Genomic DNA, 19,186 nt, shown 5'->3' with positions numbered 1-19,186 from the left:
ACGGCGCAGCGTGATGTCCCCGTCCGTCCATCACGTCCCGGGGCCGGAGGGCCGGTCGTCGTCGCCCTCCGCCCCGCCCACGCCTTCACCTCCGTCCTCGTCGTGGAAGGAGACGTCGACGTGCTGTTCGGGGCGGCGTTCCTCCTGCCTGGCGACGGACGACAGCACGTCCTCGTCGGCGTCGGTGAGCGGGGGCTGCAGGATGCTGCGCGGCCACAGCCGACGGGCGAGCACGACGTTCGTCTCGGCCGCGTAGACGGTGATCTGGGCGGCCAGGTAGAGCCAGGAGAGCAGGCCGATCACCGTGGCGAAGAAGCCGTAGACCTGGCCGGCGTGGCGCAGTTCGTGGGTGACCAGCAGGGCGCCGAACGCCTGGAGGAGGGTGAACAGCGGGCCGGCCAGCGCGCACCCCGGCCACAGCGCCCTGACGGGAACCTCCTTGGGCGTGAGCACCCGGAAGCAGGCCAGGCACACCGTGGCATTCAGCAGCGCCGAGATCAGCAGCCCCCCGACGCGGGCGAGCGGCCCGCCCAAGGCGGTGCCGACCAGTGAGGCGGCGGCCGTGGTGAGCAGCAGCCCGGCAGTGAGGACGGCGAAGAGCAACAGGCTGCGCACCAGCCGCGGCCAGTAGCCGGGCCGCCGCACTCCCGGGACGTTCCAGATCTCGGCCATGGCGTGCTGGAGCACCTGCGCGATGCCGAGTGCCCCGTACAGCAGCCCGAGGACGCCGATGACCAGGGCAAGGCCGCTGCCCTGGAGGGAGTGCACGTTCTGACGCAGCTGGTCGCCGATGATGGGGAAGTCGGCGAGCGCGGAGTCGAGCACCGACTGCTGGGCACCGGGGTGGCCGTGCAGGACGAACCCGAGTGCGGTGCTGAGCAGGAGCAGCAGCGGGATCAGCGCCACGAAGCCGTAGTACGTGATGAGGGCGGCGAGCAGCCCTCCACGGTCGTCGCCGTACTTCTTGACGACACCGACGACCAGACCGGGAACGCGGTGGCGCTGCTGGAAGCGGTCGAGGGCGCGCAGGGTTCGTTCGATCGGGTTCACGCCGACGCGTCTGCCCGCGGTGCGCGGGCCGACACCCCGGCGCCGCCCCGCGACGGCCCGCACCCGTGAGAAATCCGAACGTTAGACACGACCGAACCAGGGCAGCCGCTCAGCGCCAGGGACGACGATCGCGTGGAGGTGGGCACGATGGAGCGGAGGGAACAGGCGGCACAGCCCGGGATCGGGAGCGAACCGCGCCGTGACCATGGGCCGGCAGCCCTGCTGCGCAGGTTCGGCTCGGCCTCCGAATCCGACCTGGGCACCGCCGTCGCGGTGTGGTGCGCCTGCACCGAGGGCCGCGGGAGCGGGCGGTGAGCGGGCTCCCGGAGCCGCGCGGGCCGCTGTCCGAGGCGGTGCTGGGCCTGCTGACCGCCGGGCCGCCCGGTGCGGCCCGGTTCCTGGCACCGCCCGAGCCCGCCACCGACCCCTGGGGCGAGGACCACCAGCTCGCCCTCCACCTCTGCTACGAGCTCCACGACCGTGGGCTGCCCGGAGTCCACCCGGGCTGGGAGTGGGAACCCGAACTGCTCTCCTACAGGCGAGAGCTGGAACGGCCGTTCCTCGCCGCGGTGCGCGCCGAGGCGGAGCCTGTCCGGCCGCTGCGCCAGGCCCTGGAACGGCTCCTGGCGGAGCCCCTGGACGGCGCCGGCCCGTCGCACTACCTGCTGGCCGAGGGCGCACGATGGCACGCCCGTGAGTACCTGGTGCACCGTTCGGTCTACCACCTCAAGGAAGCCGACCCGCAGCTGTGGATGCTGCCACGGCTCCACGGTCCCGCCCAGGCGGTGCTGATGACGGTGGCCTACGACGAGTACGGCGCCGGCCGGCCCGACCGCGCCCACTGCCTGCTGTTCGCACGGATGATGGCCGACTTCGGCCTCGATCCGGAATACCGGCACTACCTCGACCTTGTCCCCGCGCCCGCGCTCGCGGTGGTCAACCTGATGACACTGTTCGGCCTGCACCGTGCGCTGCGCGGCGCCGCCGTCGGACACTTCGCCACCGTCGAGATCACCTCCTCGCCCGGCTCCGCCCGCCTGGCCGCAGCCCTGCAGCGCCTCGGCGCAGGACCGGACGGCACGCTGTTCTACCGCGAGCACATCGAAGCCGACGCAGTCCACGAGCAACTGGTCCGACGCGGTGTGATCGAAGAACTGATCACTGCTGAACCCGAGTTGGAGGCCGACATCGCGTTCGGCATCGCGGCCGCCGAGGTCGTCGACAGCCGGTTCGCCGACCACCTGCTCGGCCGGTGGCGGACCGGCCGAAGCTCGCTGCGCTCACCGCTGCCCGACGGCCGGATCTGAAGCCCGCTCCGGCCGCGCGCGGCGCCGGTGACTGGTGTCGCAGAACGGATAGCGACGGCTGCGCCGGCATGCGCACAGCGCCACCACCGGGCGGTCGCAGCGGCGCACAGTCCCGTCCGGCAGGACCACCTCCACCGGACCCTCGACCAGCAGCGGCCCGCCCGGCACGATGACCACCCGGGTCGCGGCCCTGTCAGTGCTCCCGGACACCGCGCACCACCACCAACTCCTCCTCGCGTTCGCCGGGCCGGATCAGCCCCCGCCGCTCGAACAGTGCGGCGCGCGCCGTCATGACCGGCCCGAAGGCCTGCCAGCGCCGGGCCACCACGGCCACCCGCAGTCCCGCCGACCGCAGCGCGGCCAGCGTCGCCGGGACACCGGCGAGTGAGGACTGCACCAGCAGCAGTCTCCCGCCCCTGGCCAGCAGCCGCGGCGCCTCCCGGCAGATCCGGTCCAGCAGCAGCCGCCCGTCCGCACCGGCGTCCCAGGCCAGAGCGGGCCCGCGGCCGGGCCGCGCCACGTCATCGCCGGTGGGGACGTACGGTGGGTTGGCGGTGATCAGGTCGAAGCGCCGGCCGGCGACCGGGGCCCCCAGATCGCCGCGGCACAGCCGCACCCTGCGGCGGTTCAGCCTCGCGTTCACCCAGGCGGTCGCCACCGCCAGGGCCGACAGGTCCACGGCGGTGACCCGCGCGCCCGTCCCGGCTGCGGCGAGGGCGACCGCACCGGTCCCGGTGCCGAGGTCCAGCACCCGGCTGGCGGCGTCCAGCACCTCGCGGCGCAGGCAGGCGAGCAGAAGCTCGGTGTCGCCCTGAGGCGCGTAGACTCCCGGCGCTCTGATCAACAGCATGCCGGGCGGCTGCCCGGATCGACGGCGCCCACACCTCGGACACCGGCCGGCACCGCGGGTGGCCGCCGCGGACGCACTCCGCCGACCACGGACGCTCGCATGCCCCCGGTCCGGGTGGTGCGACGGGCGGACGTGCCGGGCGCGAACAGCGACCCGGTGGGACCGGTCAGGTCGGCTCGGTCAGCCGGATCTCCAGGTGTCCGGAGAGCACCCGGGTCTCGAACACCGGCTGCGGGGCGGTGGCCGGTCCGTGCACCACCTCGCCGTCCCGCAGCCGGAACTCGCTGCCGTGCCATGGACAGCGCAGGCAGCCGTCCATCAGCGTGCCCTCCGAGAGCGGCCCGGAGAGGTGGGCACAGCGGTCCGCGAGCACCTGGCAGTCGTCCCCGTCGCGAACCACCACCACGGCCAGTTCGCCGACCATGCGGCGGACCGGTTCGGCGGGCGGGAAGTCGTCGACCACGCCCAGCCCGACCCAGTCCGACGGCGCCAGCGGGGGCACCGCCGCCGCGCGGTTCGGACCGGCGGCCTGCCGATAGGACAGGTGCCCGCCGAGCGCGGCGCCCGCCGAGACGGCGGCCAGCCCCGCCAGGCCCAGCAGTCGGCCGTGCATCCGCCGACCACGGCAGCGGGCCACCAGCGAGGCGCCGTACAGCAGCACGCCGGTCGTGTTGACGCCGGCGTGGACCAGCCCGGTGCGTCGGCGCGGCGGGTCGAGCCGGGCCCAGTCGACCCAGCCCGCGAGCGCGGTGGGGCCGGCGGCCAGCAGGCCCGCCGCCACCAGACGGTCGGCGCCGCGGTGCGCGGCGGGAGTCCAGTCCAGCAGCCCGGCGGAGAGCCAGCAGCCGAGCGGGAACTGGACCAGTGCGGGGTGCAGCGGGTGCCCGAGCCACACGCCGTGCAGGGCGTCGCGGTACGGCCCGAGCGGCAGCCCGGCCACCGCGCCGGCGAGCGGTTCGGCGGCTGTGTCGAGGAACTGCCAACGGGCCGGCGCGTCGAGCGCGCGGCGCAGCCGCCGGGACCACGGGTGAGTGTGTAGTGAGGAGTCCATGCCGGGCGCCTAGCCGGGCCCGCGTCCGCCAAACCTGCTTCCCTGACGAGTGCGCAGCCCCCATGCCACCCACCGGCCGGGCCCCGCGGGATGAACGTGGCGGTGCTTAGGGCGCGGCGCATCGGGAAGGCGCGCGGGCGGGCCGGGAAGGCCCCGGCCGCCAAACCCCGCGAGGAGGCCCAGATGAGCACGGTGAAGGAGACGGTCGACGTCGACGTCCCGCTGCACACCGCGTACAACCAGTGGACCCTGTTCGAGGAGTTCCCGCGCTTCATGGAAGGCGTCGAGGCCGTGACCCAGCTGGATGATCGCCACAATCACTGGCGGACCAGCATCGGCGGTGTCACCCGCGAGTTCGACACCGAGATCGTCGACCAGCTGCCCGACGAGCGGATCGCCTGGCGGACGACGGACGGCGACGTGCGCCAGAAGGGCGTCGTGACCTTCCAGCGGCTGGACGACCGGCACACCCGGGTCAACCTGGCCATCGACTTCCAGCCCGAGGGCATGGCCGAGAGGGCCGGCGACATGCTGGGCATGGTCGACCGGAGGGTCAAGGGGGACCTGCGGCGCTTCAAGGACTTCATCGAGCACGAGGGCCGGGAGGAGGAGGGCGGCTGGCGCGGCCGGATCACCCCTGGCTGAGCGTCCGTCGTCGACCGCACCCCCTGGCCGCGGCCCCGGTCCGAGTGGCCGGGGTCGCCGCACGGCCACGCCCGTCGACGGGATGCGCTTCACGAGCGTCCGCAGGACTCCGAGCCGAGCCCCCCGTTCACCACCCGAGCCGAGCCCCGCAGGGCCCGGCTCGGAGGGTGAGTGGATGGGTCACCATCGGTGTGGGGTGGGCCCTGGCCGGTGGCGACCAGTCAGCCGTAGGTGACGGTGGTGAGGGGGACAGCGGCGGTCGCTGCACGCCGGCATCCGGTGAGAAACCGGCTGACGAGGGTGGCGGGGCACCAGGCGGAACACCGCCAGGAGAGACAGGCGACTGATCGGGTGCGGCACGGGATCGAAGCCGCGGTGCGATTCCCGAGGCCTGTTCGCCGTGGCGTGTGGGCGGTGCGTGGGGCTGGCCGAGCGGATGATGCCGACTCTGACGGCATGCTCGCGCGAGGGGGCTGGACGGCTCAGTCCTTCCGGCCATGGAAGACCGAGCCGACCCACAGCGCGGCTGTGTATCCGTGCGTAGCCGGGCTGGTGGATCCATCAGAGTGCCAGTCAAACGCTCGTGCTGTGGGTCGTCCAGCGGCATGGCGCCCGGAATGTGATACCCGCAGGCGGGCAAGGTCGGGGTTGTCTAGAAAGCGGGGCGGCGAGCCGCCACGAGGCCGGATCCAGGGGCCTGCACAACGTGCAGTCTTGCGGCTTCGAGCTCCTCGGTGAGACGCTCGGGCGGGGTCGGCCACATGTCGAACGCCTCCCGAGCCTCGCGCAGCAGCTCCTGCCCGCGTTGGACGCGGTAGGTGAAGACCACGCGCAGGATGCCGCGGTCGGGTCGGCGGGTGACGTCGGCGCTGTACAGGTCGGGGCCCACCCGCACCGGACCGAGCCGTCCCATCGTCTCGCACCCACCGGTCAGGTCGGCGGGTGGCGGATCGAACAGGAGCAGGCCGCCCGGCAGGAGGGCGGCCGAGATCGCCCTCCAGGTGGCGCGCCTCGTCGGGGGATCCAGGCAGGCGATCACGTTGGAGGCGACGGCGAGGTCCGCCACGGCCGTCAGGCCTGCCGCCGCGAGGGGCTCGGGGTGCACGGTGACGCGGGCGCGCTGGTCCGCCCCGAGGTGGGCCAGGCGCGACAGCAGGGCGGCGCGCATGGCCGGGGCCGGTTCGACGGCGTGGACGGGCACGCTGGAGGCGCGCAGCAGGACCTCGGTGACGATGCCGGTGCCGGCGCCGACATCCAGGACCGCGTGGCGGGCCCGGGTGGCGGCCGGGGCGAAGCGCCGCTCGGCCAGACGGCGGTCGGTCTCGGCCTGCAGGAGGTCGTAGAACTCCGCGGAGACCGCGTAGCCGCCGGTGTCGCCCACGTCCGGGCGGCTAACCGGGCTGCGTCGTGTAGCGGGTCGGGTCTCCGAGAGCGCTGCTGTCGAGGCGGGTGAGGAGTTCGCCGACGTCGCGGTGGACTTCGAGGGCTCCGGCCGTTCGCAGAGCCCGTTCGCCGAAGCCGCCGGACAGTACCGCCACGCACGCGACTTCGGCCCCGGCGGCGGCCTGGACGTCCCAGGGGGTGTCGCCGATGAACAGCGCCTGGTCCGGCTTGGCGCCGGACTTGGCCAGGGCGGCGTGGACGAGGTCGGGGGCGGGCTTGCTGGCCTCGACGTCGTCGGCGCTGGTGGCATGGTCGATCGCGTCGTCGGCGTCCAGCGCGCGTCGCATCACCTGAAGGTCGCGTGCTGAGGCGGAGGAGGCGAGGGTGATCGTCCAGCCGCGCCGTTTCAGTTCCCGCAGCAGGCCGCCGGCGCCGTCGAAGGCGCGCAGGCGCGGCCAGAAGCGGGCGAAGAGCGCCTGGTGTGCCGCGCTGATCGCCTCATCCTGCTCGCGGTCGCGGTCCTCACCCAGCAGGTGGTCGAGGAGCTGGTCGCCGCCCATGCCGATCGCCCCGTGAATGCGGGCCATCGCCGGGGTGTGGCCGAACTGGCCGAGCGCCTCGGCCCAGGCGACGGTGTGCCAGTAGCTGGTGTCGAGCAGTGTGCCGTCGACATCGAACAGTGCTGCGGCCGGCATCGAGGCCTCCTTCGTTCACGCCCTGGGTAGGTCCACCCTGTCGACGCTACGACCCGACAACCGGCCACGCACGCGGCGCCGGACCGTTTGCCTCGCCGTCTCCGGGAAACCCGGAGCAGCATGGAACCTATGGAAGCTGCATGCCGCACCGTCGTCATCACCGGGGCCAGCGGCGGCATCGGCCGCGCCTGCGCCGAGGCATTCGCCGCCCACGGGGACCGGCTCGCGCTGATCGCCCGCGGCCGGACCGGCCTCGAGGCGGCCGCGCGGGAGGCCAAGCTGGCCGGCGCCGCCAAGGTCATCGCCATCGAGGCCGACGTCGCCGACACGGACGCGGTGGAAGCCGACGCCGAACGGGCCGAGAGAGCGCCTACAGCGGCGCCAAGCACGCCATCCAGGGCGTCAACGAGGCGCTGCGCTGCGAACTGCTCGCCTCCGGCGCGCGGGTGCGGACCACGATGGTGCGGATGCCGGCCGTCAATACCCCGCAGTTCGACTGGGTCCGTTCCCGACTGCCCAACCGGGCGCAGCCGGTGCCGCCGATCTACCAGCCCGAGGTCGCCGCCCGTGCCGTGCTGTACGCGGCCGACCACCCCGGGCGGCGCGAGTACTGGGTCGGCGGCAGCACGGTGGCCACCCTGGTGGCGAACGCCGTCGTGCCCGGGCTGCTGGACCGCTACCCGGCCCGCACCGGCTTCGGCTCCCAGCAGGAAGACCGCCGGCGCCGCGCCACAGACCCGGACAACCTGTTCGAGCCGGTCGATGCCCGGCGGGACTTCGGGGCGCACGGCCGGTTCGACGACCGGGCCCGGGACCGCAGCCCCCAGCAGCAGGTGGCGCACGCCTTCGGCGCCCTCGTCGACGCGGGGCGTCGCGCGGCCGGACGGGTGCAAGCCGGTTTGCCCGGCGCCGGTGGCGGGTTCCTCTCACGGATGCGGGGAACACGCGCCCCGGAGTCGTCGGAAAGGAGTGTCTGATCATGCCTCGCGGATCGACTCCCAAACGGGAGCGGCAGTACGAGCACATCAAGGACAGCGCGCTGGAGCGCGGTGAGAGCGAGAAGCGCGCCAAGGAGATCGCCGCGCGCACCGTGAACAAGGAGAGGGCCCGGCACGGGGAGTCGAAGACCGCCAGCCGCAGCTCGGTGAAGGACATCTCGTCCTCCCGTCGAGGTGGTCTGCGTTCGCACAGCGGCTCGCAGGGTCCCACGTACGAGCAGTTGTACAACGAGGCCAAGCAGCGCAACGTCCACGGCCGCTCGAAGATGAACAAGAAGGAACTCGAACACGCCCTGGGCCGATAGGAGCTGGTGACCGTGGGTACCGTTCCCGTACCGCCCGACCCCGACACCAACCCCCTGCCACCGACCGAGCCCCCGCGGCCGCCCGGTCCGCCGGAGCCGGTCGAGCCTCCGGTGCCGCCGGATCCGCCCGCGCCTCCCGGCTCGCCCGAGCCTCCGCCCGAACCGCCCGCCCCGCCCGCCCCGCGCGAGCCGACGGAACCGGCTCCGCCGGAACCCGGGCACCCCCGCCCGCCGGAGCCTCCCGATTGACCTGGAGCCCATGACACGGCTGGGCCCTGGATGGCGCGTGGAGGCGCCGCCTGCGTCGCGGTGTCGCCAGGCGGCCGGCAATCGAACAACGGCCTGGGGAACGGCATCGCCCGCATCTACTGGACCGTCTTCTCCGGCCCCGGCGGCATCCCCCACCAGGCCTTCCGCACCACCTTCACCGCCCTCGGCCTTCTCACCGCCCTGCTCGGGGCCCTGATGTGCTGGCAGCAGCGCCACCTCAAGCGCCTGCTCGCGTTCTCCACCATCAGCCACGTCGGCCTGTTCCTCATCGCCGTCGCCCTGCTCACCCCCGACGGCGCCACCGGCACCGCGGTGTACGTCGCCGCGCACGGCCTGGTGAAGGCCGCACTGTTCGCCCGCACGGGCGTCCTGCTGGACCGCTACGGCTCCGTCGACGAGCACGGCCCGCACGGCAAGGCACGTGACCTGCGCACAGTCGGCGTGCTGTTCGTGGCCGGCGCCCTGGCCCTGGCCGGGATGCCGCCGTTCGGCACGGGCCTCGGCAAGGCCCTGAGCGAGGACGCCGCGGCCGGTGGCAGCCGTGGCTGCCCGCCGTGTTCGTCGCCGCCTCCGCCGTCACCGGCGCCGCCGCTCTCCGCGCGGCCCTGCGGATCTTCTTCGGCATCGGCCCCGCCCCGCGCAGTCGACCGGACCAGGACGAGACCACCGGCGAGGGCGAGGAACCCGAGATCCGTTCCCCGCAGCGCACCCTGCCGCGCGCCATGACGATCGTCCTGCCCGCAGAACGGACACCGTGACTGCCGGCCCGCGCTTCCGGCGTGCGGCGTACGGTGGGGCAGGCGGCCAGAGGCCGATGGCGCCCCGAGAACCCGGCGCCCCCGTGCGGGGTGTGCGGGCCCGCAGGTGTGGCGGGCGGCCCGCCGAGGTGAGCGTGGCCAAAGAAAGGGCGCGAGGCCCGCGCCTGGACAGCCGGGCGCGCACCCGGGCAGGCTGGAGGCAGTGCCCGGGCGCCCGAGCCACGAGAGGTGGTGGCCATGTCCGTTCACCGGCGCTACGCGGTGACGCTGCCCGGACCTGTCGGCGCGCACGCCCGGCCCACGGTGCTCCCGGTGCACCTGAGCGAAGACGTCGCCCCGAGCGGTGGCCACGTCTGGACGGACGCCTCCGGCCAGTGGCGGATGCGGATCGACGGCGAGGTGGCGACCGTACTGTCCGCGCCCGCCGCATACGACGGCCGCCACCCCTGCCTGGACGCCGTCCCGATGCCCTGAGCGGGCGACCCCTGTGGGCAAGGCAGCAGTGTCTGGGACCTGATGGTTCGGGACTCCGGCGGCCCGTCCGGGCACACCGTGGCGATTTGGCGAAAGCAGACGGGCTCGAACGGCCGCTCGCCGGTCCGCGCTCCGGTGGGTTGGCGGGGTGCGCAGGTTCGCGTATGGCGCGGCGGACGAGGCCGTCGACATCTTCCGGCGCGGCCGGTGGTTCCGGCCCGGACAGCAGCCCGCGACATCCCGCCCCCGGTCCGGTCGGTCCGTCGGCGGCCGGCGTTGGTCCAGCGGGCGCGACACCCGGCCGGCTCCGCAGCACGGCCGCGCCCGCGGTCGGGTCACCCGGGGAGTGGTGACGAGCCCTGGCCTTGGAAACGGGCCGTCGCGGAGGTCCCGGCCGACGAGGTGAGCCGGTCGATTGGGCATGCGCGGTCGCCGCCACGTCATGGTTGGCGGTTCAGGCCGCGATTGGGGTGAGGTCGGCGCGGCCGAAGAGCAGGGCCCAGCCGTGGGGCAGTTGGTGAAGGATGCGGTCGGTGAGGTGGTCGTCGGCGAGGTCGGTCAGGGCGGCCAGGACAGTGGAGGTGTCCCAGCGGGCGGCGGCGAGGGTGGTGCCGAGGGCGTCGGCGACGGCTTCGACGAAGGCGGGGGCCGAGACCGGTTGGGGCAGGGGGATCTGGGAAGCGAAGACAGCGCGCGCCCGCTCGGGGAGTGCGGTGGCGAGGTCGCAGCGTTCGTCGCCGGTGAGCTGGGAGCCGAGCAGCGCCAGGACGGCGGCGAGGGCACGTTCGGCTTCGTCGTCGCTGGGGTAGCGGCCGAGGGTGCGGACCTGCTGGATCAGGTGGCGGTGCCGGGTCATGGGGGTGGCCTTCCAGGCGTGGGCCGCCGCGCCGGGGCGGCCGTGATGGGGGTCAGGGGTGTTGTCCGGCGGCGGGGCGGCCGAAGAGCACGTCGTAGCCGGGCGGCAGTTGGAGCAGGACCTGTTCCATGAGCTGGTCGCCGGCGGCGTCGGCGACGGTGGACAGGACGGCGCCGATGTCCCACAAGGCGGTGGTTTCGGTGGCGCCTTCGATCCAGGCGGCGGTGGCGCGCACGAACCGTTCGGGGCTGAGCGGTTCGGTGGCCTGCAGCGGGTTGAGCAGGACCAGGGCGAGCGTCTCGGGCAGGCGGGCCGCAAGGTCCGAGCGCACGGCGCCGACCAGGTGTGCGCCGAGCAGGGCCAGGACGACGTGCGCGCAGTGTTCGGCTTCCTGGGCTGTGCCGTATTCGCCGCGTTCCCGGACCTGGTCCAGGAACGCCTCCCAGTGCAGTGTCATTGTGGGTTCCTCCCTCCGATCGGCGGCGGACGCCGGGTCTGGGCCGTGCGGCCGGGCGGGCACGGCGCCGGGGCCGGCCAGGTCGTCAGGCCGGTCAGTTCGAGGAGCCGGGCCACCGGGCGGGAGATGCCGCGCAGGGCCAGGTGCCCCCCGTTTCGGTCGGCCTGGTTGCGGGCCTCCAGCAGGACATTCAGTCCCGAGCAGTCCATGAACGTCACCTGTGACAGGTCGAGCACCACCTGCCGGTGGTCCACCAGCGCGCGGGACAGCTCGCGGCGCAGGTCCGCGGCGGTGTCGAGGTCGATCTCGCCGCACACCCTCACCGTGAACTGTGGTGCCGGGGTGGTCATGGGGCGGCTCGCTGTCCGTTGGGCCCGCGGGGCGCGGGCGTGTCCGGAAGGTCAGGCCAGGGCCGGGGTGTCCCGTGCCGCGCCGCCGGGGGGATTGCGGGGCGGCACGGGACGGCTCGGGGAGAGGTCAGGCCTGGATCTGCTTGTGGCCGTCGCCGTGGGCGATGGCGATCTTGCGGGGCTTGGCCTTCTCGGCGACCGGGATCTTCAGGGTCAGCACGCCGGCGTCGTAGTCGGCGGTGATCCCCTCCGGGTCGAGGGTGTCGGAGAGCATGACCTGCCGGGAGAACACACCGAGCGGGCGCTCGGACAGCTCCCACTTCACGTCGTCACCCTGTCGGTGCGGACGGCGCTCGGCCTTGACGGTCACCATGTTCCGCTCGACGTCGATGTCGAGCGCCCGCGGGTCCACCCCGGGCAGGTCGAAGCAGATCACGTACTCCTCGCCCGCGCGGTAGGCGTCCATCGGCATCGGCGTCGGCCGCGACCAGGTACCGGTCGTGTTGAGGAACTGCTGGGTCAGCCGGTCCAGCTCGCGGAACGGGTCAGTGCGCAGCAGCATCGCGAAACACCTCCATTGATCGTTGGGTGCCAGTGCGCTTCACCTGACACCGTTGTAGCACGTCATCCATCCGATGACAATTGCTGCGCGTCGTCCGTAGAATGACCGCATGAGTGCAAAGCCCCCGAAGCCCGCAGCCAGGCCCGAGCCGGTCTCCTTCCTCGCCGCCGCCGCGGCGCTCGCGGCCATCGACGACGCCGTGCGCACGGCCGGGGAACCCGGCCGTCCCGCAGGCCACGGCGTACCGGGAGGCGGTGCCGAGCAGGCCTTGGCCGCCCTCGTGCTGCTGCGGGAGGTGCGTACCCAGCTCGCCGACTGGGAGGCCCCGATGGTCGAGGCCGCCCGCGCCGCAGGCGCCACCTGGGCCGACCTCGCCCAACCCATGGGCGTCGCCAGCCGCCAGGCCGCCGAGAACCGCTACCTGCGCCTGCGCCCCGCCCGCACCACCACCGACACCACCGACGCCACCGCTACCGGCGCGGAACGGGTCAAGGCCGTACGCGACCGCCGTGCCGCCGACCGCGCCGTCGACGCCTGGGCCCGCGACCACGCCGCCGGCCTGCGCGTCCTGGCCGCCCGGATCGCCGCCGCCCCCGGCCACACCCCCGAAGCCGGGCCCGCCCTGGACGCCCTCAGCACCGCCCTCGGCGCCACCGACCCGGCCGACCTCATAGCGCCCCTGACCGGTATGCGCCCCCACCTCGGTGACGCCCATCCCGACCTCGCCGCCCGCCTCGACGACCTCACCGACCGCACCGACCGCCTCCGCCATGACAGTGACCAACGACGCGCCTGACCACTCGACCCCGGCCCTGGCCCAGGACCGGTGGCAGCACATCGAGGACCGCCTCACCGCCATCGAACTGCGGATCCGCGAACAGAGCACCGCGGCCCGCACCGTCCTCGACACCCGCCTCGCCCGCCTCGACGCCCTGCGCCGCCGGCTCGCCACCCAGCCCTGGCCCCCGCAGGGCCCCGACACCCCCGGCGGCCCGGCCCGCCACCCGTGCCCGTCCGCGGGAGAGGCTCGTTGAACCGCGCGCCTGCCCGCGGTCAGCAGGCCGGCGGCACGCGGCGTCGATCCCCCCGGCCCGCGTACCGCCTCGCGCCGCCGTCCGCCCCGCCCAGGCGGTCCCCTCAGGACGGCCCGCGCCTCATCGGCATGCCGCGAGCATAAAACCCCCGAAACCGGGCAAAGATGCATGATCAGACAGTGGGATTCGCGCACTGACGGATGGACGGAGCAATCGATGGGTGACCTGTCGAACAAGATGCAGAACGTGACCGGCAAGGCCAAGGAGAAGGTCGGGGACCTGACCGGTGACCAGGAGCTGAAGGGCGACGGGCAGGCCGACCAGGCGGAGTCGAAGCTCAAGCAGGCCGCCGCGGACGTCAAGGACGGCGTGCGCGACGTCGCCGACCGTGTGAAGGGCGCTCTGAAGCGCGACAAGTGAGAAAGGCGGAACCGCGATGGCACTGTTTCTGTTCATCGTCCTGATCGCCGTGGTGTTCGGCTTCGTCGGCGCCCTCGTGAAGGGCCTGCTGTGGCTGCTCGTGATCGGGATCGTCCTGTTCCTCGCCGCCCTGGTGTTCGGCGGCATGCGTCTGGGCGGCCGGCGCTCAGGGCGCAGGTAGGGAAGGCGGAACATGCGCCGTGACGCTGTAGGTGCGTACTTGGCGGACCGCGATGACGTCGCGCTGCAGGCTGTGCTGGACAGCCTCCCCAAGGCCGTCCAGATGGCCACGAGGCGGTACCTCAAGGACGAGTGCCCGCCGGAGATGAGGGCTTTCAGCAGCTTCGGGCCGATCGAGATCGTTCGCGAGGCTGTCCACTTCAGCCGGATCGACGACGAGCTCGAAGACCATCTCGAGGGCGCTTACGCGATCGGCCTCGGAATCCGCATTCGAACGAGCGCGGCAGGACGGCAACGTCGACTGGGTGGTCCAGCTCCGCAATGACGAGGTGTCGGTGCCGGCCAGCGCCGAGCCACGTTCGTGGGAACTCCTTGCCGGGGTCGATCTCCTGAACACCTGGACGAGCAAGGAGCCGCATCCCGGTCTCACGCTCGTCCGTGCTGGACTCGGCGTGGCAGCCGGTGCGAGCGCCGAGGGGCGCTGGGTGAGGGTGCACACGCGGCTGCACAGCCATCGTGACGTCGACTACGAGGGCAGCGGTACCTCGGAGTTCGTCGTGGACGTCGTCGACGCGCCGATCCCGCAGCAGGACCCCGAAGGCTAGACCATAAACGACGCCGCGTCATCCGCTGGAGGTGCTGGGCCCCGCTGGCGGGTGACGCGGCGAAGTGCGGGTGCGGGCGGGTGGCACGCCTGCAGGAGGTCTCCATTCGCCGAATGCTTGCCAGCTGGAGGCAGTCCGACCAGGAGTTCTGTCCGGCCGAGCCGGGCGGGACCGGCGACTGCTCCCAAGCCCGCTCGGATGCTCGGAGCGCGCACTTCCGGATCATGGCCATGAGCGGCGGTGCGTCCGGGTTCGGCTGGACCTCGTTGACGGCTGAGTAGCCCCAGGATTCGTACAGTGCGAGCACTTTGCCGTCGCCGGCGGCAGGGTTCACCATCAGGGTGATCCGCTCTTCGGGGCGGCTGCCCGCGAGGCTCTCGTGGATGCGGCGGGCGGCGCCCGTGCCGCGCCACGGTGTGCGGACGCCGAGTTCCTTGAGGGCGAAGACCGGGCTGGTGGTGAGGTCGGGATCCATCGGCTTGGACATCCGGGTCCACCAGCGGTCGCCGGAGCGGATGGTGTTGCCGTAGGCGTAGCCGATCGGCTGGTCCTTGTCGTAGCCGATGACGGTCTCGAAGCCGGGCTCGCCGCCGTGGTGGTCGAGGCGTTCGGCGGACGTGGCGACGGCGTAGTTGGGGAGGTGGAGGAGCGGCGCTCGGACGTCCGCGTAGAGGTCGATCAGCCATGCCGGCGACCCGTGGGTGCGCGGCCAACCCCGCCGGGATCGCCATGGCGGTGGTGACGGCGGGTTCGAGGTCGCCCTGGCCGAGCTGGGCACGGGCGAGGCGGGCGTTGGTGATCCCTCGGGCCGAAGACGTCGTAGGCGTAGTGGACCGTCTCCGCGGCGATGTCGCCGACGGCCGAGCGATTGTCGTCGGTCACCGCGCCGGTGACGGGGTTGTGGACCGCCTGGCAGGTGTAGGTGAACGGGGTGGTGCCCTGGCCGATCTCGGTGCCGGGGATCGTGGTGGTGGTCTTGCTGGGGTGGTAGGCGGTGTCGTACGCCAGCACGGAGGTGGTGCAGGCGATGCCGCCCGCCCCCCGTCGACGTAGCGGGTCGAGGTGGGGGCTCGCCCCGAGTTCGTGGCGGCACCGGACGGGATCTGACGGGAGCCGGGGGTGACGCGAACTCCGGGCCCGGAGCGGTCCGCCGGAACGGACGGTCGACCCGCCCCACGGTGCGCGCGCGGGCCTCCCGCTGCTCCGCGACCCGCCCGCTCCCCGTGTCCACGTCGTGTCGCGGCCTGCGCTATCGAGCCGCTATGCGACTTGGGCAAGATCGACGTCGCAGGTCCGGTGGCGGTACACGCCGGGCATGACGAAGGCGTCCCGGTCGGCGCGCGACCCGTGGGAGCGGGCCCCCGCCACGGTCCGGCGACTGATGGTCCTGCTCGCCGTGAAGGAGTCCGAAGACACGATGGCGCACCCCGACGGTACGGAAGCATCGCTGCTGTGGACACTGGCAGGCAGCGGCAAGGAGTCGCTGGCGGCCGGCGCGCGCGGCCTGCACGCGTACCTGGCCGGTCGTGACGACTGGAGCCCCCAGGACATCGCGTTCACCCTCGCGCGCACCGCTTCCGAGGGGAGCCGGCGGGCGGCACTGGTGGCGGACGGCCGCGACGGGTTCCTGCGGAGGCTGGACGCGCTCGCCGACGGCAGGAGCATGCCCGGCCTGGTGGAGGGTGCCGCAGCGGTAGGCCGCCGGGTCGCCTTCGTGTTTCCCGGACAGGGCGCGCAATGGCCCCGGATGGCGGTGGACCTGCTGGACACCTCCGCAGTGTTCCGCGACCGGATGGACGCGTGCGCGCAGGCCCTGGAACCGTTCGTCGACTGGTCGCCGATCGACGTGCTCCGCGACCCGGACGCGCCGGGCGCGCCCGTCGCGGACCGGGCCGACGTGGTGCAGCCCCTGCTGTTCGCCGTGACGGTGTCGCTCGCCGAGCTGTGGCGCTTCCACGGCGTGGAACCGGCCGCCGTGCTCGGGCACAGCGTCGGCGAGGTCACCGCCGCCGCGGTCAGCGGCGCGCTGTCCCTGGACGACTCCGCGCGGGTGGTCGCCCTGTGGAGCCAGGCCCAGGCGACCCTGGCCGGGCAGGGCGACATGGTCTCCGTCATGGCCCCGGCCGACGAGGTCGAGCCGCGGCTGCGCGGCTGGGACGGCCGCCTCGTCGTCGCCGCGCACAACGGTCCGCGGTCCGTGATCGTCTCCGGTGACCGCGACGCCGCGGCCGAATTCCTCGCCGACCTGGCCGCGGAAGGGGTGCACGCACGGCGGATCGCGGTGGGCCTGGCCGCGCACTCCCCCCACATCGACGCGATCATCCCCCGGATGCGCGCCGACCTCGCACCGATCCGGCCCCGCGCACCGCGGCTGCCCTACTACTCCGGACTGACCGGCGGACGACTGGACGCCCCGGTCCTGGACGCCGACTACTGGTGCCGCAACCTGCGCAACACGGTCAGGTTCCACGAGGCGGCCGGCGCCCTGCTGCGGGACGGGTACGGCGTCCTGCTGGAGGTCAGTCCGCACACCGTGCTGACCTCCGCCCTCACGGACTGCGCGGAGGAACACGGCGCGCAGGCCGCCGTCCTCGGGACGCTGCGCCGGGACCAGGACGGTCCGGGCCGGTTCCTGGCCTCGCTCGGTGACCTGTACGTGTGCGGTGCCGCCCCGGGACGGGAAGCGCCGCCCGCCGGGCAGCACGCCCGGGCACCGGAACTGCCGGCGGCCGTCCTGGCGGCGCTCGCGGAGCCCGGCCCGGCCGACGCGAACGGGCCGGACGACGCGGGCGGCGGCCGGGAGGTCGGCCGCGCGTTCCGCGCGGAGCTGGCCGGAATGGACGCCCCGGAACGGCGCGCCGCGCTGGCACGGCTGGTGGACGAGGAGATCGCCGCGGTGACCGGGCGGTCCGAACCGGTCCCCGCCGACGTGGCCTTCCTCGACCTGGGATTCGACTCCGTCACCGCCGTGGAGCTGCGCAACCGGCTGAGCGCGGCGACGGCGCTGCGCATCCCGGCGACGGCCGTCTTCGACTGCCCGACCCCGGCGGCCCTGGCCGCGTACCTCAGCGCCCGGATCCGCGGCGACCGGCCGGACGGGAGTACGGATGCGGTCGAGCCGGTGCGGCGGGCCGCGGACGACGACCCCGTGGTGATCGTCGGCATGGGCTGCCGCTACCCCGGCGGGGTCGGCAGCCCCGACGAACTCTGGGAGCTGGTGTCGGCGGGCGCTGACGCCGTCTCCGCGCTGCCCGACGACCGCGGCTGGGACACTGCCGGACGGTACGACCCCGCACCGGGCACACCAGGCCGGTTCTACCAGCGGGAGGCGGGTTCGCTCGCCGGAGCGGCCGACTTCGACGCGGAGTTCTTCGGCATCTCGCCGCGCGAGGCGCTGGCCATGGACCCGCAGCAGCGGCTGCTGCTGGAGACCACCTGGGAGGCGCTGGAGCGGGCCGGGATCGACCCGTCCACCCTGCGGCGGACCCTGACGGGCGTCTACGTCGGGGCGATGACCATGGACTACGGCCCCTCCCTCGAACAGGGCGCCGACGAGGGCGGCCACCTGCTCACCGGCAACACCGGGAGCGTCGCGTCGGGCCGCCTGGCCTACACCCTCGGCCTGGAGGGAGCGGCGGTCACCGTGGACACGGCGTGCTCGTCCTCGCTGGTGGCCCTGCACCTCGCGGTCCGGGCGCTGCGCTCCGGCGAGTGCTCGCTGGCGCTGGCCGGCGGCGCGACCGTGATGTCCACGGTCGGCATGCTCGTGGAGTTCAGCCGGCAGGGCGGCCTGGCCCCGGACGGCCGCTGCAAGGCGTTCGCGGCGGCCGCCGACGGCTTCGGCCTGGCCGAGGGCGTGGGCATGCTGCTGGTGGAGCGGTTGTCGGATGCGCGGCGCAACGGGCATCCGGTGCTGGCGGTGGTGCGTGGTTCGGCGGTGAATCAGGACGGTGCGAGCAACGGTCTGACGGCGCCGAACGGTCCGTCGCAGCAGCGGGTGATCCGTGCGGCGTTGGCGGACGCGGGGCTGACGGCGTCCGAGGTGGACGTGGTGGAGGCGCACGGTACGGGGACGCGGTTGGGCGACCCGATCGAGGCGCAGGCGCTGCTGGCGACGTACGGCCAGGGGCGGCCTTCGGACCGGCCGGTGTGGATCGGCTCGCTGAAGTCCAACATCGGCCACGCCCAAGCCGCGGCCGGTGTGGCGGGGGTCATCAAGTCGGTGCTGGCGCTGCGGCACGGCGTGATGCCCAAGACGCTGCACGTGGACGGTCCGACGCCCGAGGTGGACTGGTCGGCGGGCGCCGGCCGGCTGCTGACGGAGGCCCGTGCGTGGGACGACACGGGCCGTCCGCGCCGGGCGGGCGTGTCCTCCTTCGGCATCAGCGGCACCAACGCCCACGTCATCCTGGAGTCCGCGCCGGCCGAGGCGGTGGAGGACGCCCCGCGTCCCGGGACGGTGGTGTGGCCGGTGTCGGCGCGCAGCGCCGAGGCACTGCGCGCGCAGGCGGAGGCGTTGGCGGCGCGGGTGGCGGCGGAGCCCGGCCTCGACGTGGCGGACGTGGGTTGTTCGCTGGCGGTGGGGCGTGCGTCCTTCGAGCACCGTGCGGTGGTGGTGGGTGGGGACCGGAGCGAACTGCTCGACGGCGTGAAGGCCCTGGCGCAGGGTGCCGCGGTGTCCGGCGGCGGGCTGGTTTCCGGTCGGGTGGCGCTGGTGTTCCCGGGTCAGGGTTCGCAGTGGGTGGGGATGGCCGCCGAGTTGCTGGCCGGGGCGGAGGTGTTCGCGGAACGGATGGCCGAGTGCGAGCGGGCGCTGGCGCCTTATGTCGACTGGTCGTTGACGGAGGCGTTGGGTTCGGAGGCGCTGCTGGCGCGGGTCGATGTGGTGCAGCCGGTGCTGTGGTCGGTGATGGTGTCGCTGGCGGAGGTGTGGCGC

23 protein-coding genes and 1 pseudogene are annotated in these 19,186 nt (G+C 73.7%); 13 read left to right on the top strand and 11 right to left on the bottom strand.

Features of this window, described 5'->3' with window-relative positions:
* Window positions 1-30: 30 nt before the first annotated feature.
* Window positions 31-1,050: a YihY/virulence factor BrkB family protein gene (locus tag ACWGKU_RS06195; protein ID WP_401051782.1), complete on the bottom strand. Its 1,020-nt coding sequence runs from the start codon at window positions 1,048-1,050 to the stop codon at window positions 31-33.
* A gap of 311 nt (window positions 1,051-1,361) precedes the next feature.
* Between ACWGKU_RS06195 and ACWGKU_RS06190 the strand changes: the two genes are divergently transcribed.
* A complete protein-coding gene (locus tag ACWGKU_RS06190) occupies window positions 1,362-2,357 on the top strand; it encodes an iron-containing redox enzyme family protein (protein ID WP_401051784.1) in 996 nt (331 codons plus the stop codon).
* On the opposite strand, the gene ACWGKU_RS06185 is transcribed toward ACWGKU_RS06190, so the two are convergent.
* The 3 genes from ACWGKU_RS06185 to ACWGKU_RS06175 form a co-directional block, all read right to left on the bottom strand.
* Entirely contained in the window at window positions 2,331-2,465 is a 135-nt protein-coding gene (locus tag ACWGKU_RS06185; protein WP_452191366.1) for a CDGSH iron-sulfur domain-containing protein, read from the bottom strand. The genes ACWGKU_RS06190 and ACWGKU_RS06185 overlap by 27 nt on opposite strands.
* 85 nt (window positions 2,466-2,550) lie before the next feature.
* On the bottom strand, window positions 2,551-3,207 hold the full coding sequence (locus tag ACWGKU_RS06180) for a HemK2/MTQ2 family protein methyltransferase (protein ID WP_401051788.1): 657 nt from the start codon (window positions 3,205-3,207) through the stop codon (window positions 2,551-2,553).
* 166 nt (window positions 3,208-3,373) lie between these two features.
* A complete protein-coding gene (locus tag ACWGKU_RS06175) occupies window positions 3,374-4,258 on the bottom strand; it encodes a Rieske 2Fe-2S domain-containing protein (RefSeq protein WP_452179736.1) in 885 nt (294 codons plus the stop codon).
* A 183-nt stretch (window positions 4,259-4,441) separates the two neighbouring features.
* On the opposite strand from ACWGKU_RS06175, the gene ACWGKU_RS06170 reads away from it, so the two are divergent.
* On the top strand, window positions 4,442-4,903 hold the full coding sequence (locus tag ACWGKU_RS06170) for an SRPBCC family protein (RefSeq protein WP_452179737.1): 462 nt from the start codon (window positions 4,442-4,444) through the stop codon (window positions 4,901-4,903).
* Between the two features lie 652 nt (window positions 4,904-5,555).
* Here ACWGKU_RS06170 and ACWGKU_RS06165 read toward each other — a convergent pair.
* Both ACWGKU_RS06165 and ACWGKU_RS06160 read right to left on the bottom strand, forming a co-directional pair.
* On the bottom strand, window positions 5,556-6,284 hold the full coding sequence (locus ACWGKU_RS06165; RefSeq protein ID WP_452179738.1) for a class I SAM-dependent methyltransferase: 729 nt from the start codon (window positions 6,282-6,284) through the stop codon (window positions 5,556-5,558).
* 10 nt (window positions 6,285-6,294) lie between these two features.
* Window positions 6,295-6,981: an HAD family hydrolase gene (locus ACWGKU_RS06160; protein WP_452179739.1), complete on the bottom strand. Its 687-nt coding sequence runs from the start codon at window positions 6,979-6,981 to the stop codon at window positions 6,295-6,297.
* Between the two features lie 120 nt (window positions 6,982-7,101).
* On the opposite strand from ACWGKU_RS06160, the pseudogene ACWGKU_RS06155 reads away from it, so the two are divergent.
* The 4 genes and pseudogenes from ACWGKU_RS06155 (at window position 7,102) to ACWGKU_RS06140 (ending at window position 9,786) form a co-directional block, all read left to right on the top strand.
* Window positions 7,102-7,958: pseudogene (locus ACWGKU_RS06155) on the top strand (SDR family NAD(P)-dependent oxidoreductase).
* A gap of 2 nt (window positions 7,959-7,960) precedes the next feature.
* A complete protein-coding gene (locus ACWGKU_RS06150; RefSeq protein WP_452179740.1) occupies window positions 7,961-8,284 on the top strand; it encodes a plasmid stabilization protein in 324 nt (107 codons plus the stop codon).
* 279 nt (window positions 8,285-8,563) lie between these two features.
* Window positions 8,564-9,280, top strand: coding sequence for a proton-conducting transporter transmembrane domain-containing protein (locus tag ACWGKU_RS06145; RefSeq protein WP_452179741.1), 717 nt, complete (start codon window positions 8,564-8,566; stop codon window positions 9,278-9,280).
* A 269-nt stretch (window positions 9,281-9,549) separates the two neighbouring features.
* Entirely contained in the window at window positions 9,550-9,786 is a 237-nt protein-coding gene (locus ACWGKU_RS06140) for a DUF6296 family protein (protein ID WP_452179742.1), read from the top strand.
* A 454-nt stretch (window positions 9,787-10,240) separates the two neighbouring features.
* Here ACWGKU_RS06140 and ACWGKU_RS06135 read toward each other — a convergent pair whose 3' ends face one another.
* The 4 genes from ACWGKU_RS06135 to ACWGKU_RS06120 form a co-directional block, all read right to left on the bottom strand.
* Window positions 10,241-10,642, bottom strand: coding sequence for a DUF2267 domain-containing protein (locus tag ACWGKU_RS06135; protein WP_401049089.1), 402 nt, complete (start codon window positions 10,640-10,642; stop codon window positions 10,241-10,243).
* A gap of 52 nt (window positions 10,643-10,694) precedes the next feature.
* Window positions 10,695-11,099, bottom strand: a complete 405-nt coding sequence (locus ACWGKU_RS06130) for a DUF2267 domain-containing protein (RefSeq protein ID WP_452179743.1) — start codon at window positions 11,097-11,099, stop codon at window positions 10,695-10,697.
* Window positions 11,096-11,449, bottom strand: coding sequence for an STAS domain-containing protein (locus ACWGKU_RS06125; RefSeq protein ID WP_452179744.1), 354 nt, complete (start codon window positions 11,447-11,449; stop codon window positions 11,096-11,098). The genes ACWGKU_RS06130 and ACWGKU_RS06125 overlap by 4 nt, the downstream gene beginning before the upstream one ends.
* A 127-nt stretch (window positions 11,450-11,576) precedes the next feature.
* Window positions 11,577-12,011 carry an Hsp20/alpha crystallin family protein gene (locus tag ACWGKU_RS06120; RefSeq protein ID WP_452179745.1) on the bottom strand — a complete coding sequence of 145 codons (435 nt, stop codon included), beginning with the start codon at window positions 12,009-12,011 and terminating at the stop codon, window positions 11,577-11,579.
* A 109-nt stretch (window positions 12,012-12,120) separates the two neighbouring features.
* Between ACWGKU_RS06120 and ACWGKU_RS06115 the strand changes: the two genes are divergently transcribed.
* The 6 genes from ACWGKU_RS06115 to ACWGKU_RS06090 all read left to right on the top strand — a co-directional run bounded on the left by ACWGKU_RS06115 (window position 12,121) and on the right by ACWGKU_RS06090 (window position 14,250).
* Window positions 12,121-12,807 carry a type III effector protein gene (locus ACWGKU_RS06115; protein WP_452179746.1) on the top strand — a complete coding sequence of 229 codons (687 nt, stop codon included), beginning with the start codon at window positions 12,121-12,123 and terminating at the stop codon, window positions 12,805-12,807.
* A complete protein-coding gene (locus ACWGKU_RS06110) occupies window positions 12,782-13,045 on the top strand; it encodes a hypothetical protein (protein WP_452179747.1) in 264 nt (87 codons plus the stop codon). Before ACWGKU_RS06115 ends, ACWGKU_RS06110 begins: the two co-directional genes overlap by 26 nt.
* Before the next feature lie 216 nt (window positions 13,046-13,261).
* Window positions 13,262-13,465 (top strand): CsbD family protein, encoded by a 204-nt coding sequence (locus ACWGKU_RS06105; RefSeq protein ID WP_401055223.1) that lies wholly within the window; start codon window positions 13,262-13,264, stop codon window positions 13,463-13,465.
* Between the two features lie 16 nt (window positions 13,466-13,481).
* Window positions 13,482-13,646: a hypothetical protein gene (locus ACWGKU_RS06100; protein WP_401055222.1), complete on the top strand. Its 165-nt coding sequence runs from the start codon at window positions 13,482-13,484 to the stop codon at window positions 13,644-13,646.
* 39 nt (window positions 13,647-13,685) lie between these two features.
* Window positions 13,686-13,970, top strand: a complete 285-nt coding sequence (locus ACWGKU_RS06095; RefSeq protein ID WP_452179748.1) for a hypothetical protein — start codon at window positions 13,686-13,688, stop codon at window positions 13,968-13,970.
* A complete protein-coding gene (locus tag ACWGKU_RS06090; protein WP_452179749.1) occupies window positions 13,951-14,250 on the top strand; it encodes a hypothetical protein in 300 nt (99 codons plus the stop codon). The genes ACWGKU_RS06095 and ACWGKU_RS06090 overlap by 20 nt, the downstream gene beginning before the upstream one ends.
* Before the next feature lie 678 nt (window positions 14,251-14,928).
* On the opposite strand, the gene ACWGKU_RS06085 is transcribed toward ACWGKU_RS06090, so the two are convergent.
* Window positions 14,929-15,261, bottom strand: a complete 333-nt coding sequence (locus ACWGKU_RS06085; RefSeq protein WP_452179751.1) for a hypothetical protein — start codon at window positions 15,259-15,261, stop codon at window positions 14,929-14,931.
* A gap of 406 nt (window positions 15,262-15,667) precedes the next feature.
* Here ACWGKU_RS06085 and ACWGKU_RS06080 point away from each other — a divergent pair.
* Window positions 15,668-19,186, top strand: a 3,519-nt coding sequence (locus tag ACWGKU_RS06080) for an acyltransferase domain-containing protein (RefSeq protein ID WP_452179753.1), incomplete at its 3' end; no start/stop codon positions are given.

The organism is Kitasatospora sp. NPDC054768, assembly GCF_053612025.1.
Note: the sequence above shows the minus strand (reverse complement) of the source record. Positions and strands in the feature narration are given on the sequence as shown.